The sequence below is a fragment of the Micromonospora sp. CNB394 genome (genome assembly GCF_000374985.1).
Taxonomy (GTDB): domain Bacteria; phylum Actinomycetota; class Actinomycetes; order Mycobacteriales; family Micromonosporaceae; genus Micromonospora; species Micromonospora marina.
The window spans coordinates 51,166-67,853 of sequence record NZ_KB895840.1 but is presented as its reverse complement, the minus strand read 5'-3'; the positions used below and the strand labels follow the sequence as shown (position 1 = coordinate 67,853).

The following is a 16,688-nucleotide window of genomic DNA, read 5'->3' as shown; positions in this document are numbered from 1 at the left end:
CGCGTCACGGGTGGGGTCGGCGAGGTGGCGGGGTACGGCGGGCGCGGCCCCGCCGGGCGGCGGCGCGCATCGCGGCGCGGGCCAGTTCCGGCCGGTCGGCGGCCCCGTCGAGGCTGGCGGCGAGCGCCCGCACGGTCGGGTGGCGGAACAGGTCGAGCATGGTGATCGAGCGGCCGGTGGCCTCGGTGAGCCGGGCGTGCACCGCGGCGAGGGCCATCGAGTGGCCGCCGATGTCGAAGAAGTTGTCGCTGACCCCGACCGCGTCGCGGCCGAGCACGTCCCGCCAGATCCCGGCGATCAGCTCCTCGGTGGCGGTGAGCGCGTCCGAGCCGGCGGGCAGCGGCGCGCGGGCCGGTTCGGCGGTGGCCACCGTCATCGCGCCGAGCGCGGCGACCCGTACCGCCGGGCGGGGCAGGTCGGGCGCGACCTCGGCGGCCGGGGCGTCCGGGTCGGCGGCGAGCGCGCCGACCAGGGCGGCCAGGTCGGTCAGAAGCGCGGTGATCCGCTCGGCGGTGAACAGGTCCGGGTTGTGCACCACCTCGACACCGACCCGCCCGTCGCGTTCCACCACGTAGACGGTCAGGTCGAACGGCGACCCGGGCTTGGGCACCGGCACCGGCTCGGCGGTCAGGCCGGTCAGCGCCAACCGGGGCGCGACGAAGTTGAGCACGTTGAACAGCACCTGCACCAGCGGGGCGCGGGAGGTGTCCCGGCCCACGCCGAGCGCCTCGACGATACGTTCCAGTGGGGCGCCCGGGCGGGCGGTGACCTCGTGCAGTTCGGCGGCGGCCCGGTCGACCTGCTCGGCGAAGCTCGCGCCGCCGGAGCGGACCCGCACCGGCACGGTGTCGATGAAGAACCCGATCACCTCGTCGAACGCGGCCAGCCGCCGATCCGCGACGATCGCGCCGAGCACGTGCTCGTCACCGCCGGTGACCCGGCGCAGCAGCTCGCCGAACGCGGCCAGCAGCACCGCCGCGACAGTGGTGCCGCGCCGGGCCGCCAGGTCGCGCACGGCCCGGTCGGCGGTCTCGTCCAGCCGCACCGCGGCCTCCGCGCCGGCGTACGTCTGCACAGCCGGTCGGGGACGGTCGCGGGGCAGGTCCAGCACCGTGGGAGCGCCGGCCAGGTGCGCGGTCCACCAGGCCAGGTCCGTCTCGCCGCGGCGCCCGTCCCGGTCGGCGCGCCACACCGCGTAGTCGGCGTACGCGGCGGGCAGCGGCGGGCGGCCCGGCACCGACCGGCCGAGCGCGCGGGCGTACGCGAGCGCCAGCTCGTCGTAGAGCAACGCCTCGGACCAGCCGTCGAAGACCGCGTGGTGCACAGTCACCGCGAGCACGTGCTCATCGGCGTCGAGCCGGTACACGGTCACCTGCCAGGGCGGCCCGGTGGCCAGGTCGAACGCGTGCCCGGCGCCGGCCGCGAGCATGCCCGCCAGCTCGGCGTCCGGGTCGGGCGCACCGGTCAGGTCGACCACCGGCACGGCCACGTCGGTGGGTTCCTCGCGGACCGCGTACGGCACGCCGCCGTTGTGCGGGATGCGCCAGCGCAGCACGTCGTGGCGTTCCGCGACGGCCCGCAGCGCGGCGCCGAGCGCGGTGACGTCCAGCGGCCCGCGCAGCCGGTGCGCGACGGCGATGTTGTACGGCGCGCTGGACGGGGCGAGATGGTCCATGAACCACAGCCGCCGCTGCGGCGGCGACAGCGTCGGCGGGTTGCCGGTGGTGAGCCCGTCGGCGTCGGCGGGGTCGGCGGCGCGGACCCGGTCCACGAGCGCGGCGAACGTGCGGTCGGCGAACAGCACCCGCGTGTCCACCTGTCGGCCCAGCTCCGCGCGCAGCGCGGCGACCAGCCGCATCGCGGCGATGGAGTTGCCGCCGGCGGCGAGGAAGTCGCTGTCCGGGGCGGGCGCGGCGCCGAGCAGCCGGGTCCAGGCGCGCCGGACCGCGGCCGTCACCGGGTCGTCGCCGGCGGGCGCGTCGTCCACGGTGGCCGGGGTGGCCGCCGCCAGCTCGCGCAGCGCCGGCCGGTCCAGCTTTCCGGTGGTCGCGCTGACCGGCAGCGCGTCCAGCCGCACCGTCCGGGCCGGCAGCATCGCGGTGGTCAGCCGTGTCGCCGCGTACGCCCGCAGCTCGTCGTCGTCCGGCGCGCCGGCCGGGGTGAGGAACGCGACCAGCTCGGGGCCGGCCGGGCCGGGTACCGCCTCCACCGCGACGCGCTCGACGCCGGGGCAGGCGGCCAGCACGGCCTCGATCTCGCCCAGCTCGATGCGCTGGCCGCGTACCTTCACCTGCCGGTCGGCGCGGCCGAGGTAGACGATCCGGCCGTCCGGGCCCTGCCGGACCAGGTCACCGGTGCGGTAGAGCCGCTCGCCGGGCACGTCGCCGAACGGGTCGGGCACGAACCGCTCGGCGGTCAGGCCGGGCCGGTTGAGGTAGCCGTCGGCCAGGCCCGGCCCGCCGATGAGCAGCTCGCCGGTCTGGCCCGCCGGCACCGGCCGCAGGTCGGAGTCGACCACGTACGCCCGGTGGTTGGGCAGTGGCCGGCCGATCGGCATCGGGTCGGTGTCGGCGTCGGTGAGGTCGCAGGTGACCGCCAGGACGCTGGTCTCGGTCGGGCCGTAGCCGTTGACGAAGCGCCGGCCGGGCGACCAGCGGGCGACCAGCTCGGCCGGGACCGCCTCGCCGCCGCAGATCAGCACCCGCCACGACGGAAACCCGGCCGGGTCCAGCAGCGACAGCACGGTGGGGGTGATGAAGCCCCAGGTCACCTCGTGCGCGGCGGCGAACCGGGCGATCCGCGCCGGGTCGGCCCGGTCCTCGGCGCCGAGCAGCTGCACCGACCCGCCGAGCGTCAGCGGCACGAACAGGTCCATGACGACCACGTCGAAGCCGAGCGAGGCGATGCCGAGGCTGCGCACCGAGGCGTCGGCGCCGGTCAGCGCGGTCACGCCGGTGACGAACTCGACCAGGTTGCGGTGGGTGTTCAGCACGCCCTTCGGGCGGCCGGTGGAACCGGAGGTGAACAGCACGTACGCCGGGTCGCCGGGGCGGGCCGGGCAGGGCGCGAGCGGGGCCGGCCCGGGCGGTCCGAGCGTCGTCACGCCGGGTTCGTCGCCGAACTCGGCCGCTGCCGCGTCGCCGACCACCACCCGTACGCCCGCGTCGCGGGCGATGCCGCGCAGCCGCGCCCGGGGGCCGCCCGGCTCCAGCGGCACGTACGCGGCGCCGGACAGCAGCACGCCGACCACTGTGGCCACCAGGTCGGGGGTACGCGCGCCGCACACACCGACCCGGTCGCCCCGGCCGACGCCGTGCCCGCGCAGCGCGGCGGCCACCCCGGCGGCCCGGTCGACGAGCTGGCGGTAGGTGAGGCGGGTGTCCCACTGGCGCACCGCCACCGCGTCCGGCGTGCGGGCGGCCTGCTCGGTGATCAGGTCCGCGAGGGTGGCGTCCGGCCAGGGCAGATCCGGGCCGTGGACGGCGCTGACGGTAAGGGTGTCGGTCACCGGAGTGCTCCAAGGGGTTCGGCCGGGTCGGTGATCTGGAGGCGGAGTTCGCTGACGTAGCCGCGGCCCCGGGCGTCGGGCACCCAGGCTTCGGTGGGCGCGGGCAGCAGTTCGGAGACCACCACCGGCACGTCCGGCCCGGTACGCAGCGCGGCGTCGACCATGGCGCACAGCGACTGCGCGTACAGCGGCCCGGTCAGGTCCACGTAGCAGGGTTTGATCTCGGTGCCGACCTTGACGAAGACCCGCTCGGGCAGGCCGGTCTCGGCGTGCCAGCGGCGTACCGCCAGGTAGCGGGCGGACTCGTCGGAGTGGCCGCCCAGCCCGCACGCCCCGGCCGTGGTGCGCCAGGTGCGCCGCGCCACGACCAGCCGGTCGATGGTGATGCGGGGCGTGTACGCGGCGGCGCCGAGCAGCTTGAACGCGTCGAGCAGCAGCGAGCCGAGCAGCGTGGCGAACACCTCCATCAGCGGCCAGCGGGCGCCGTCGGGGAAGACCGCGGTGAGCTGGTCGCCGGTGCGCTCGACCAGCACGGCGGTGGCCGGGACCAGGCGGTCCACGTCGGCGCCGTGCGCGGTGTCGATGCCGAGCTGGCGGTCCGCCGGGCCGGTCAGCGCGTACGTGGTGCGGGTGGTGCGGCGGGGGAAGCTGTCCGGCCACAGCACCCGCAGCCGGACCGGACCCAGGTCGGCGTCGAGGTCGGCGCGCAACGCGGCCGGGTCCGGGTGGAACGGGCTGAGCACCGCGCTGTCGAAGGCGACCGAGGCCGGGTGCAGCTCGCCGAGCACCAGCAGGAAGTCGCCGCGCTCCACGGCCTCCGGCGAGGCGGCACTGAGCTGCACGTCCGGGTTGTGCAGCCGGGCCGACGGCCAGCCGGGCCGCGTCGCCGGGAACAGTTCCCGGGCCCGCTCGGTCAGGTCCGCGGCGCGCAGCCGCAGTTCCGCCTGCCCGGCGGGCAGGTCCGCCAGGCCGAACAGCTCGGCCCAGCGGGCGGTGAGCGTGGCGCCGGCCCGGCCGATCGGGCCGTCCGGGGCGACGAGCGTGCCCTGGGCGAGCAGCCACAGGTCGGCCAGCCGTACCGGTCCGCCGTCGGCGGCCAGTTCCTCGTGCAGCTCGGTGAAGAGGTCGCCGCAGAGGCCGGCCACCTCGCCGGTGAACCAGCGGGCGGTACGCAGCACCACCGCCATCGGCTCGGCGAGCGCGTCGATCACCGCCGAACCGATCCGGAACTCCAGGTCGCGGGCGGTCTCCTCGTAGCAGACCGTGCGGGCGGCGTACATCTGCCCGCTGCGCCGGGTGGCCGGGCGGCCGGTGACGGCGGTGAAGCCGGCGTTGAGCGCGGCGAGCGCGGCGCCGAGCCGGTCCGGGTCGCCGGCCGCGGCGGCCACCTCGTCGCGGGCGGCGCACAGCCGGCCGAACTCGGCCGCCGTCGCGGCGCGGACCGCATCGTCGCCGATCGCGGCGATCCGCGCTTCGAGCACGCGCTCGGCGTCCGGTGCGATCGGCAGGTTCGCACCCCAGTTGAGCCGGCCGTGCTCGACCCAGCGGTCCAGCAACAGGTAGACGTCGTCGGCGCTGTGCACCTCTCCGGCGTCGCACAGCCGCTCCGCCAGCTCCACCGCCGGCGTGCGCCCGTCGCAGGCGCCGAGCACCAGCGCCTCGACCGGGGTCAGCGCGATCGGCGGGTGCAGCGGGGCGCGCAGCTCCCGCCCGGCGACGGTCAGGTGCGGTTGCAGGGCCGGCGCCCACCACCGGCGCACCGCCAGGTCGTCGGCGAGCCGGTCGGCGTACGCGATGAGCGCCCACGCCTCGAAGTACACCCGCCGCCGGTGCACGAGCGCGTCACCGGGCACGGTGTGCACCCCGGGCCGGGTGGTGTCGAACGTGCCCCAGCAGACCGGGCCGAAGAAGCCGATCGTCTCGGCCTTGCCGCAGTAGCGCTGCCAGTAGCGCAGCAGGCTCAGCTCGCGCTTGCGGCGGCGCACGTTGCGGACCTGCGGGTCGGTGCGCAGCAGCCCGTCCAGCGCGATCAGCATGTCCGGGTTCTGCCAGGTCACCGCCTCGCGCAGCAGCGGGTCGGCGGCCAGCTCGCCGGCCACCGCCGAGGACTCGGCGAACGCCTCGGCCAGGGCCTTGCCGAACACCTCGGGGCCGGTGTCGCCGGCGAGCAGCGCGTCCGCGGCGGCGGCGCAGTCCGGCGCGGCGAACCGGTCCAGCCCGGCGGCCGGGAAACCGGCGGTACGCAGGACCACGTCCCGCCACACCGACCAGCCGGTCTCGCCCAGGGGCAGCAGGTGGCTCACCGGTACTCCTCCCGCCGGGCGTCGGTGATGTGCAGGCGCAGCTCGCTGAAGTAGCGGCGGCCCTGCCCGTCGGGCACCCATGCCTGCTCCGGCGCGGGCAGCATCTCGCTGACCGTGAACGACACGTCGTCGCCGCCGTCGACCCGGGCGGCGCGCACCATCGCGCAGAGCGTGGTGGCGAACGCCGGCGCGGACAGGTCCACGAAGCAGGGCTTGGTCTCGGTGCCGAGCTTGACGTACACCCGCTCGGGCAGGCCGAGGCGGCGGCGCCAGTCCCGGACGGCGAGGAACCGGTCCGGTTCGCCGTTCGGCACGGCCAGGCCGCTCTCGCCGACTGTGGTCCGCCACGTCTGCCGGGCCAGCACCAGCCGGTCCACCGTGACCCGGGGCGTGTACGGCGCGGCGGCGACCAGTTTGAACCCGTCCACGGCGTGCGCGCTGAGCGGCTCGGCGAAGATCTCGACGAGCGGCCAGCGCTGACCGTCCGAGGCGGTGGCGACCAGTTCGCCGTCCACCTCGTCGACGACCAGGCCGACGGTGGGCAGCACGCGGGCCGGGTCGGCGCCCGGCGCGTCGAGGAACGCCAGGTGCCGGTCGGCCGGGCCGGTCAGCGACTCGGCGGTACGGCTGGTACGCCGCGGCCAGTCGGCCGGGAACAGCAGCCGGACCCGCCGCTGCCCCATGTCCGCCGCGAGCGCGTCGCGCAGCCGCTCCACGTCCGGGTGCGACGGGGTGAAGACCGCGCAGTCGAACGACGACCAGGCGGCGTGCAGCTCGCCGAGCACCACCGTGTAGTCGCCGCGCCGCAGCGCGTCCGCGTCGGTGGCGCAGATCTGCAGGTCGGGGCTGTGGATGGCGGCGTTCGACCATTCGGGACCGTCGCCGGGGAACGCCGCGTCGATGCGGCCGGCGAGGTCGGTCGCGCGCAGCCGCACGTCGGTGGTGCCGGCGGGCAGCGTGTCCAGGCCGAACAGCCCGGCCCAGCGGGCCGCGAAGTCCGCCGCCACCGCGTCGACCGGCCGCTCCCCGTCGCCCCAGAACATCCCCTGGGCGAGGAACCACAGGTCGGCCAGCGGCACCGGGGCGCCGGACTCGGCGCGCAGTTCGTCGTACAGGCCGCGCAGCACGTCGAGGTAGGCGCGGGCGAGCGCGTTGGCCAGCCAGCGGGCGGCGCGCAGCAGCACGTCCAGCGGGGCGGCCAGCTCGGCCAGCAGCGGCGCGCCGAACACCACGTCCAGATCCCGGGCGCTGTCCTCGTAGCAGACCGTGCGGCCGGCGTACATCTGCCCGGCTCGGCGTACCGCGGGCACGCCGGTCAGCTCGGTGAACGTGGTGTCCAGCGCGTCCAGGGCGGCCCGCAGCCGGTCCGCGTCGCCCGCTGCGGCGGCGACGTCGTCGCGGGCGGCGCGCAGCCGGTCGAACCCGGCGCGGGCGGCGGCGCGGGCCGGCTCGTCGCCGATCGCGTCGATGCGGTCGGCCAGCACCCGCTCGGCGTCCGGACTCACCGGCAGGGCCGCGTCCCAGGTGATCAGTTCCCGCTCGACCAGCCGGTCGAGCAGCGCGTACCCGTCCTCGGGGCGGCGCAGTCCGATCGCCGGATCGGCGACCAGGTCGGCGGCGGCGCGCCGGCCGTCCGCCGCGCGCAGCAGCGCGGCCTCGACCGGGGTCAGCGTCAGCGGCGGGCGGCCGGGCCGCAGCACGTCGCGGTCCCGGACCGCCAGGTGGGCCCGCAGCATCGGCGGCCACCACCGGCGCACCGCCAGGTCCGCGCCGATCCGTGCGGCGTACGCGGACAGCGTCCACGACTCGAACCACACCCAGCGCCGCCGGGTCAGGCGCTCGCCGGGGTCGACCCGGGCAACGTCCGGCTGCGCGGGATCGACTGTGACCCAGCAGCCGGGACCGAAGAAGCCGACCGTCTCGTTCTTGCCGCAGTAGCGCTGCCAGTACTTCAGCAACGCCCGTTCCCGGTCCCGGCGGCGCACGTTGCGGGCCGCGTCGGCCCCGCCGCGCACCAGCCCGTCGAACGCGACGAGCGCGCCCCGGTTCTGCCAGGTGACCGCCTCGCGCAGCAGCGGGTCGGCGGCCAGCTCGCTGAACCGCTGCGCGCCGGCGCGCAGCGCCTCCTCGAACTCCTTGGTGAACCGGTCCGCACCGGCGCCGGTGGCCAGCAGCTCGTCGGCCGCCGCGGCGGCCCGGGGCGCGGTGAACAGCTCCAGCCCGTCGGCCGGGAATCCGGTGGTCCGCAGCATCGCGTCGCGCCACACCGACCAGCCGGTGTCGCCGAGGGGGACCCGGTGCGCGGCGCCGGCGGTCCCGCGACCGGCGGCGCGCACCGGGTCCGGACCCGCGTCCGGCGTGGCGGCGCGGGTGTCGGTGGGCGCGGCGGTCAGGTCGGCCCGGATCAGCGCGGCCAGCTCGGTCAGCCGGTCGTGCAGGAAGAAGTGCCCGCCGTCCAGCTCGTGCAGGGTGAACCCGGCCGCGGTGTGCTCGGCCCAGGCGGCGCTCTGCTCCCGGCTGACCGCCCGGTCGGTGCGGCCGGCGAACACGACGATCGGCACCGGCAGCGGCTCGCCCGGCACATGGCGGTAGTCGTCGACCCGGCCGAAGTCGGCGCGCAGCAGCGGCAGCAGCAGTTCCACCAGCTCGGGGTGGTCGAGCAGTTCGGCGGGGAGGCCGCCGCCCTCGCCGAGGCGGCGCAGCAGCTCGTCGTCGCCGGCCCGGGACAACCCGTCGAACGGGCCGGGCGTGGCGACGTGCGGCGCGCGGGCGCCGCCGACGTAGAGCCGCAGCGGCAGCGGGCGGCCGGTGCGGCGCAGCTCGCGGACCACGTCGAAGCCGAGCCGTCCGCCCATCGAGTGGCCGTAGATCGCGTACGGGCGGTCGGCGCGGGAGGCAATGGCGTCGGCCACCTCGGCCACGCCGAAGCGCGGATCCTCGGTGATCCGGTTCTCCCGGCCGGGCAGTTGCACCGGCACCACGTCGACGCCCGGACCGAACTCGGCGGCCCAGCGCCGGAACGCGCTGGCGCCCGCTCCGGCGTAGGGCAGGCAGAACAACCGCACCGGCGCCTCGGGTCGGCTTCCGGCGGAGACGAACCAGTTCACCGCGGACCTTTCTGCACGGGGTCGATCCAGTGCCGGCGGCGCTGGAACGGGTAGGTGGGCAGCCCGGTGCGCCGGACCGTGCCCTCGGGATGCAGCTCGTGCCAGTCGACGTCGCGCCCGGCGACCCACTCGGCCGCCGTCTCACGCAGCGGGCCGCCGTCACCGGCGACGCGGGCGTCGGTGTCCAGCAGCACGTCCAGCGCGGACAGCGCGGCCGGCAGGTCGGCGGCGACCACCACCGCCCGGTGGGCGAACGCGCGCCGGCCCAGCGCCAGCGTGGCGGCCACATCGGGCAGTGCCGGGGCCGCTCCGGCGAGGTGGCTGCGCAGGCGGGCCAGCGCGGCCCGCAGCGCCACCGGGGTACGCGCGGAGACCGGCAGCAGCCACGGTCCCTCTCCGGGTGGATCGGCCGGCTCGGCGGGCGGCGGCTGTTCCACCACGACGTGCGCGTTGGTGCCGCCCAGGCCGAACGCGCTCACTCCGGCGACCCGGCGCGCGTCGTCCGGCCAGTCCCGCGCCTTGGTGGGCACGTAGAACGGTCCGGCGGCCAGGTCGATCTCCGGGTGCGGGCGGGTGAAGTGCAGGTTCGGCGGGATCACGCCGTGCCGTACCGCCAGCACCGTCTTGATCAGCCCGGCGATGCCGGCCGCGGCGTCGAGGTGGCCGATGTTGGTCTTCACCGAGCCGAGCGCGGTGGACTCGGCGGGCGCGGCGCCCGCGTACACCTCGTGCAGCGCGGCGACCTCGATGGCGTCGCCCAGCGGGGTGCCGCTGCCGTGGCCCTCGACGAGGCGGACCTCGCCGGGCGCGACCTCGGCGGTGGCGAGCGCGTTCGCGACGGCGGCGGCCTGTCCGGCCGGGCCGGGCACGGCGAAACCGGCCCGGTCCGGGCCGTCGTTGGTGACCGCCCAGCCGGGCAGGACCGCGTAGATGCGGTCACCGTCGGCCTGTGCGTCGGCGAGCCGGCGCAGGGCCACCACGCCCGCGCCGGAGCCGAACCCGGAGCCGGCGGCGGCCTCGTCGAAGGCGCGGCACCGGCCGTCGGGCGAGGCGAGCCCGCCCGCCCGGTGCCGGGGCCACATCACTGTGGACCCGCCGGCCAGCGCCAGGTCGCACTGGTAGTCGGCGAGGCTCTGCGCGGCGACGCACACCGCGACGAGTGAGCTGGAGCAGGCGCTCTGCACGGCCATCGCCGGGCCGGTCAGCCCGAGCCGGTAGGCCACCTGCCCGGGCAGGTGGTCGGTGAACTGGCGGCCGACGAGCCGGGCCTCCCAGTCGTCCGGGTCGACGTCGCCGACCACCGCCGGGTTGTCCATGAGGTGGAACAGGAAGTAGCGGTTGGCCGAGGTGGCGGCGTAGACGCCGACCAGCCCGGGGAAACGCGCCGGATCGTGCCCGGCGTCCTCCAGCGCCTCCCAGGCGGTCTCCAGGAACAGCCGGTGCTGCGGGTCGGTACGGTCGGCCTCGTCGGCCCCGAGACCGAAGAACTCGGCGTCGAAGTCGGCCACCCCGTCGAGCCGGCCGGTGGCGCGGACGTGCCGGGGGTCGGCGCGCAGGGCGGGGCCGACGCCGAGCGCGGCCAGCTCCTCGTCGGTGTGGTCGTGCACCGAGTCGACACCGGTGCACAGGTTCCACCAGAAGGTGGCCACGTCGGGCGCGCCGGGGAACCGCCCGGCGACGCCGACCACGGCGATCTCGTCGCCGGTGTACTCGCGGGCGGCGCGCACCGGCGCGGCGGGCGCGGGCAGCACCGGGGCGCGGACCGCCTCGGGCGGGGCGTCCAGCAGCAGCGCCGCCTGGGCGGCGACGGTCGGGTGGTCGAACAGGCGCAGCATCGGCAGGCGTACGCCGAAGCGCTCGGCGAGTCGCTGCTGCACCTGACCCAGCAGCAGCGACTGCCCGCCCACGTCGAAGAAGCTGGCGGTGCGGGCGACCGCGTCGCGGTCCAGCACCGCGCACCAGATGTCGTGCACGGCGCGTTCGGTGTCGGTGGCCGGTGCCTGCTCGGCGGGCACCTCGGTCACCGGGTCGGGCAGCGCCCGCTCGTCGACCTTGCCGGTGACGGTGAGCGGGAACTCGTCGACCACCACCACCGCACGGGGCACGGCGTAGCCGGGCAGCGCGGCGGTCAGCGCCGCGCGCAGCGCCGCCGGGTCCGGGCGGGCACCGGCCCGGCGGGCGTACGCGAGCAGTTCGCCGTCGCGGACGACGGCGCGGACGCCCGCGACGCCGGGCTGGGCGGACAGCACCGCCTCGATCTCGGTCAGCTCGACCCGGTGCCCCCGCACCTTGACCTGCCGGTCCAGCCGGCCGAGGCAGACCAGTTCCCCGCCGGGCAGCAGCCGGCCGAGGTCACCGGTGCGGTACGACGGCACCCCGTCGGCGTCGGCGCCGAACCGGTCGCTGTCCTGGTTGAGGTAGCCGGGGGCGAGGTGGCGGCTGCGGACCACGATCTCGCCGGTGTCCGGGGCGAGGTCCAGCCGGTAGCCGGGGAACGCGACGCCCACCGGCAGCGGCCCCCGGGCGCCCGGGTCCACCTCGGACAGCGGCTGCACGTGCCGGGCGGCGAACGTCATCTCGGTGGCGCCGTAGCCGTTGACGAGCAGGCAGTCGGGGGCGAACCGGTCCCGGCCGCGGGCTGCGTCGGCCCAGGTGGCCTGCTCGCCGCCGAGCAGCACGGCCCGCACCGTGGGCAGCCGGCGCGCGCCGAGTGTGTCGAGCAGGAAGCGGTAGACGGTGGGCGTGCAGTGCAGCACCGTGGCGCGGTGCCGGTCGAGCTGCTCGACGGTGTGCGCCAGCCCGTGGCGGCGCAGGTCGACCGGGACCACTGCGGCGCCGGTGAGCAGCGCCGGATAGAGGTCGGGGATGGCGGCGTCGAAGCTGAACGACGCGAGCAGGCTGAGCCGGTCGTCCGGGCCGACACCGAGCGCGGCGATCTGGTTGTCGACGACGTGGGCCAGGTTGCGGTGGGTCTGTCCGACCGCCTTCGGCACGCCGGTGGAGCCGGAGGTGAACAGCACGTACGCCGGCGCGTCCGGGTCGGCCGGTACCGGGCGCAGCGGAGCCGGCGGCACGTCGTCCAGCGGCACCACCGGCCGGTCACCGGCCAGCGTGGACGCCAGGTCGCGGTGCTCGGCGGCGCAGGCCAGGGCGATGACACCGGCAGCGTCGACCATGTGGCGCAGCCGCGCGACCGGGAAGCCCGGGTCCAGCGGCACGTACGCGCACCCGGCCGCGAGCGCGCCGAGCAGCGCCGCCACGGTGGGCGCACCGTGCGCGGTGAGCAGCGCGATCCGGTCTCCGGCGCGCAGGCCCGCGGCGGCGAACACCGCAGCGTGCCCGCCGGCCGCCCCGGCCAGCTCGGTGTAGGTGACCTCGTGGGTCTCACCGAGAAGGGCCGGACGTCCGCCGTGTACCGCCGCGATCGCGCCGAAACGATTGATGATCATCGTCTCTGCCATGTCAGGAAACGGGTTGCGCTCCACCGAGGACAGGCACGCAGCGATCGACGAATGCGATCATTGATCCCCCCCAGGACTTCACATTGGAAGCAGAATATGGCTCGATCCGTGCGCCGGAAGAGCAGCGACGAGGCTCGAACCGAAGAGGGGACGGCACCGTGGAACCTCGGACGGAGGAATTCGTCCGATCATCCCTCTAGCGCGTAGACGATTTGCAGCGTAGGTGACCGCTGACAAACTATTTTACGGAGAGAATACTTCCAGGCCGTGGAATCTTCGCCGCAGACGGCCTCGGTGCCGCAGCTCGACCCGGATCACGGGGAGCCTGCTCAGACATCGTACGGCGGTCGCGGAATGGGGTCCACCATGGCGTCGAAGCCCTTCGGGAGCTGCGCGACGAGATCGTGGAACTCCCCCACCGTCACCGTGTCGCGCAGCGTGGCGAGCACCGCCACGGCGCCCACCTCGGCGACCGCCGGGTCCACCGCCGCGCGCTCGGCCACCCGGTACAGGAAGTCCACAGCGCCACCGGTGGCGGCGGTGCCGCCGGGCTCCAGATAGCCGCCCACGTCGTCCGGCAACTGCGCGGCGAGGTCCGTCGCCTCGTCCGCGGTGATCCGGTCGGCGAGGGTCTGCAACACCGCCCGGGAGACGGTGGCGGCCTCGTCGGCGGGCAACTCGGCCCGCCGCGCCACCGCCTCGACGAACAGGGGGAACCGCATCCCATCCTCCCCTCGCCGCCGCCGGTGGGCACCACGCCCACAACGGTCGGCCCCGGCGGGTACCCGCGCCCGTCCCGGCCAAACGCCACCGGCCCGGGCCGGTCACGACGAGTGGCGGCAGCACCACGAACCGGGGGTAGCATCCGCCCATGGCCCCCGTCACCACCCACCCCGGTGCCTGCCCGCTGGACTGCCCGGACACCTGCGTCTGGCAGCTCACGGTGGAGGACGGCCGGGCGGTCGCGCTGCGCGGCGACCGCGACCACCCGTTCACCAGGGGCGCACTCTGCGGCAAGGTCAACCGCTACCTGGATGCGGTCAACGGGCCGGACCGGCTCACCACGCCCTGGATCCGCACCGGCCGCAAGGGCACCGGCCGGGTCGCGTACCGGCCGGCGAGCTGGGACGAGGCAGTCGGCCGGGTGGCCGCCGGGCTGCGCGCGAGCATCGAACGGGACGGCCCGGAGTCGGTGCTGCCCTACTACTTCGCCGGCACGATGGGCCTGGTCCAGGGCTGGACCATGGGCCCGCGGCTCTTCGCCCACCTGGGCGCGTCCCGGCTGGACACGACCATCTGCACGGCGGCGGCGCGGGCGGCGCTGCGCTCGCTCTACGGCGCCTCGGTCGGCTTCGAGCCGGAGTCGATCGTCGAGGCGAACCTGATCGTCCTCTGGGGCGCCAACCCGCTCGTCACCAACCTGCACCTGTGGCCGTTCGTGCAGCAGGCCCGCGAGCGCGGCGCGTACGTGGTGACCATCGACCCGCTGCGCACCGACACGGCGGCCCGCAGCGACGAGCACGTCGCACCGCTACCAGGCACCGACGCGGCGCTCGCGCTCGGGCTGACGCGGCACGTCCGCGACGCCGGGGCGGCCGACGAGGCGTGGCTGGCCGCGCACACCACCGGCTGGCCGGAACTGGCCGCCCGGCTCGACGACTGGCCGGTGGAGCGCGCCGCCGCCGAGTGCGGCCTGCCCGCCGGGACGATCCGCCGGCTCGGTGACCGGATCGCCACCACCCGCCCGACGGCGGTACGGGTCGGGCTGGGCCTGCAACGGCACCACGGCGCCGGGCAGGCGATCCGGGCGATCTGCGCGCTGCCGCTGGTCACCGGCGACTTCCGGTACCCGGGCGGCGGGGCGCTGGTGACCACCAGCGGCCACCACCCGGTCGACAACGGGCCGGTGATCCGCCCGGCCGGCATGCCCGCCCCGCCGGCCCGGTCGCTGAACATGAGCCGGCTGGCCGCCGTGCTCACCGGGGAGGCCGACCCGCCGGTCACCTCGCTCGTGGTGTTCGACGCCAACCCGGCGGCGACCGCGCCGGACCAGGCCCGGCTGCTGACCGGGCTCGGCCGCGCCGACCTGTTCACCGTCGTGCTGGAGCAGCGCTGGACCGACACCTGCGACTACGCCGACGTGGTGCTCCCGGCGACCATGCAGCCCGAGCACCTGGACCTCCAGACCTCCTACGGGCACCACTACACGACGCTGAACCTGCCGGTGACCCGCGCGCCGGGCGCGGCGCTGCCGAACACCGAGATCTTCCGGCGGATCGCCGCCGCGCTCGGGATCGACCACCCGGCGTTCCGGGACAGCGACGAGGACCTGGCCCGGCAGTTGCTGGCCGGCGCCCCGATCACCTACGAGGAGCTGCGCGAACGCACCTACGCCCGGCTCACCGGCGTGCCGGTGGGCTCCGCGCCGTACGCCGAGGGTGGTTTCCCCACTCCGGACGGGCGGGCCCGGCTGCACGACCCGGCGCTGGCCGCGCTCGGGGTGGACCCGCTGCCCGGGTACACGCCACCGGCCGAGGCGGCGGACCCGGAGCTGGCCCACCGGTTCCCGCTGACGCTGCTCACCCCGGCCAACCGTTACCTGATGAACTCCACGTTCGCCTCGCTGCCGTGGCACACCCGCCGCGCCGGGCCGCCCCGGGTGCACCTGCACCAGGCCGACGCGGCGGCGCGCGGACTCGCCGACGGCGACGCGGTACGCGTGCACAACGACCGGGGCGCGTTCCTCGCCGCGGTGGCTGTCGACGAGGCGACCCGGCCGGGGCTGGCGTTCACCTACAAGGCGTACTGGGCGCGGCGCAGCCCCGGCCGGTCCACTGTCAACGCGGTCACCGGCGTCCGGGACACCGATTTGGGCGAGGCGCCGACGTTCCACGACTGCCGGGTGGAGGTCGAGCCGGCCGGCTCGGCATCATCCGCCGGGTCAGCCTGCCGCTGGCCGCCCCGTCGGTGATGGCGGTCGCGCTGCACGACTTCATGATTGCCTGGAACGAGTACCTGTTCGCGCTGGTGTTCCTGGTCGACCGGCCGGACCGGTGGACCGTGTCGCTGGGCCTGTCGCTGCTCGCCGACGGCGTCGAGGTGCCCAAGACCGTGCTGATGGCCGGCTCGGTCATCAGCACGCTGCCGATCGTGGTGCTGTTCTTCGCCGGGGAACGCCTGCTCACCGAGGGATTCACCAGCGGGGCGGAGAAGGGCTGGGCGTCCGGATGATCGGGTGCGAGCATCACGGCAACGCCGGGCCGGCGCGTGGGCGGTCCGGCTGCTCACCGAGGCGCTCGCCCGGACCGTCCTGGTCACGGCGCTGCCGCTGATCGCCGCCGCCCGGGTCAGCCGCTCGGCGGGCCAATTCCTGCTCCGGGCGGCATCGCGCTGACGTTCTGCGCCGTCATCCCGATCGGGTGCTCGCGTACGGCGTCCGCCGAGGGCGTCTCACCGACCGGCACGTCGGCGACCGCACGCAGCGTGCCCGGCCGCTGTCGATCGGGCTGGCCTCGGTAGCGGCCGGGTTGCTGCTGCTGATGGGCGACCACACCTGGCCGCAGGTGCTGGCCGGCGTCGCGCTGGGCGGGCCGCTCGCCGCGGGCGCGTTCCTGGCGCTCACCTGACCCGGCCTCGCAAGATCAGTTACGGTGGACGCATGGCCAAGCCGACCCGATGGGTGACCGACACGAACCCCGGCCACTCGCAGTGGTACGTGGACCGGTTCCGTCAGCTCGCCGCCGAGGGCGCGGACCTGGCCGGTGAGGCGCGGCTGCTCGACGCGCTCGTACCGCCTGGTGCACGTGTCCTGGATGCCGGCTGCGGCACCGGCCGGGTCGCCGCCGCGCTCGCCGCCCGCGGGCACGACGTCGTGGGCGTGGACGCCGACCCGACGCTCGTCGAGGCGGCCCGGGCCGACCACCCGGGCCCCCGCTTCCTGGTCGCCGACCTGGCCGAGCTGGACCTGGCCGAGCAGGGCGAGGCGGAGCCGTTCGACGCCGCGGTGCTGGCCGGCAACGTGATGGTGTTCGTCGCCCCCGGCACCGAACGTGACGTGCTGGGCCGCGTCGCCGCGCACGTACGCCCGGACGGGCTGGTGGTGGTCGGCTTCGCCACCGACCGCGGCTACCCGGTGGCCGACCTGGACGCCGACGCGATCGCCGCCGGGCTGCGCCCCGAGCACCGGTTCGCCACCTGGGACCTGCGGCCGTGGCGGGACGACGCCGACTTCGCGGTGACGGTGCTGCGCCGCCCCGCCGGCTGACCCGCTGCTCTTTCCCCGGCTCGGCGGCTGTGCGTCCGAGCCGGC

Annotated in this window: 10 protein-coding genes; 5 read left to right on the top strand and 5 right to left on the bottom strand. The window is 76.1% G+C overall.

Translation table 11 applies throughout. The features are described 5' to 3' along the window. Positions 1-4: 4 nt before the first annotated feature. From C569_RS0118245 to C569_RS0118225, 5 genes are all read right to left on the bottom strand, one after another. Entirely contained in the window at positions 5-3,508 is a 3,504-nt protein-coding gene (locus C569_RS0118245) for a non-ribosomal peptide synthetase (RefSeq protein ID WP_018787220.1), read from the bottom strand. Continuing rightward, positions 3,505-5,811, bottom strand: coding sequence for a lantibiotic dehydratase (locus tag C569_RS0118240; protein WP_018787219.1), 2,307 nt, complete (start codon positions 5,809-5,811; stop codon positions 3,505-3,507). Before C569_RS0118240 ends, C569_RS0118245 begins: the two co-directional genes overlap by 4 nt. Next, complete coding sequence (locus C569_RS0118235) at positions 5,808-8,918, bottom strand: thioesterase domain-containing protein (RefSeq protein ID WP_018787218.1); 3,111 nt, start codon at positions 8,916-8,918, stop codon at positions 5,808-5,810. The genes C569_RS0118240 and C569_RS0118235 overlap by 4 nt, the downstream gene beginning before the upstream one ends. After that, a complete protein-coding gene (locus tag C569_RS0118230) occupies positions 8,915-12,367 on the bottom strand; it encodes an AMP-binding protein (RefSeq protein WP_231394830.1) in 3,453 nt (1,150 codons plus the stop codon). The genes C569_RS0118235 and C569_RS0118230 overlap by 4 nt, the downstream gene beginning before the upstream one ends. 341 nt (positions 12,368-12,708) lie before the next feature. Continuing rightward, positions 12,709-13,101, bottom strand: coding sequence for a DUF2267 domain-containing protein (locus C569_RS0118225; protein ID WP_018787216.1), 393 nt, complete (start codon positions 13,099-13,101; stop codon positions 12,709-12,711). A gap of 149 nt (positions 13,102-13,250) precedes the next feature. Between C569_RS0118225 and C569_RS0118220 the strand changes: the two genes are divergently transcribed. From C569_RS0118220 to C569_RS0118200, 5 genes are read left to right on the top strand one after another with little or no spacing between them, the layout of a single operon-like run. Continuing rightward, the gene (locus C569_RS0118220) at positions 13,251-15,350 is read left to right on the top strand and encodes a molybdopterin-dependent oxidoreductase (RefSeq protein WP_018787215.1); all 2,100 of its coding nucleotides are present in this window, start codon (positions 13,251-13,253) and stop codon (positions 15,348-15,350) included. Continuing rightward, complete coding sequence (locus C569_RS0118215) at positions 15,350-15,610, top strand: hypothetical protein (RefSeq protein ID WP_018787214.1); 261 nt, start codon at positions 15,350-15,352, stop codon at positions 15,608-15,610. Before C569_RS0118220 ends, C569_RS0118215 begins: the two co-directional genes overlap by 1 nt. Positions 15,611-15,614: 4 nt before the next feature. Further along, positions 15,615-15,773: a hypothetical protein gene (locus tag C569_RS34380; protein ID WP_018787213.1), complete on the top strand. Its 159-nt coding sequence runs from the start codon at positions 15,615-15,617 to the stop codon at positions 15,771-15,773. Positions 15,774-15,798: 25 nt separating this feature from the next. After that, positions 15,799-16,005, top strand: a complete 207-nt coding sequence (locus C569_RS34375; RefSeq protein ID WP_018787212.1) for a hypothetical protein — start codon at positions 15,799-15,801, stop codon at positions 16,003-16,005. A gap of 32 nt (positions 16,006-16,037) precedes the next feature. Continuing rightward, positions 16,038-16,643, top strand: coding sequence for a bifunctional 2-polyprenyl-6-hydroxyphenol methylase/3-demethylubiquinol 3-O-methyltransferase UbiG (locus C569_RS0118200; protein ID WP_018787211.1), 606 nt, complete (start codon positions 16,038-16,040; stop codon positions 16,641-16,643). Positions 16,644-16,688: the final 45 nt, after the last annotated feature.

Bases quoted from the DNA above. Each gene is read 5' to 3' on its own strand.
- C569_RS0118200 (WP_018787211.1), top strand. From the start codon at position 16,038: ATGGCCAAGCCGACCCGATGGGTGACCGACACGAACCCCGGCCACTCG.
- C569_RS0118225 (WP_018787216.1), bottom strand. From the start codon at position 13,101: ATGCGGTTCCCCCTGTTCGTCGAGGCGGTGGCGCGGCGGGCCGAGTTG.
- C569_RS0118220 (WP_018787215.1), top strand. From the start codon at position 13,251: ATGGCCCCCGTCACCACCCACCCCGGTGCCTGCCCGCTGGACTGCCCG.
- C569_RS0118230 (WP_231394830.1), bottom strand. From the start codon at position 12,367: ATGATCATCAATCGTTTCGGCGCGATCGCGGCGGTACACGGCGGACGT.
- C569_RS0118215 (WP_018787214.1), top strand. From the start codon at position 15,350: ATGGCGGTCGCGCTGCACGACTTCATGATTGCCTGGAACGAGTACCTG.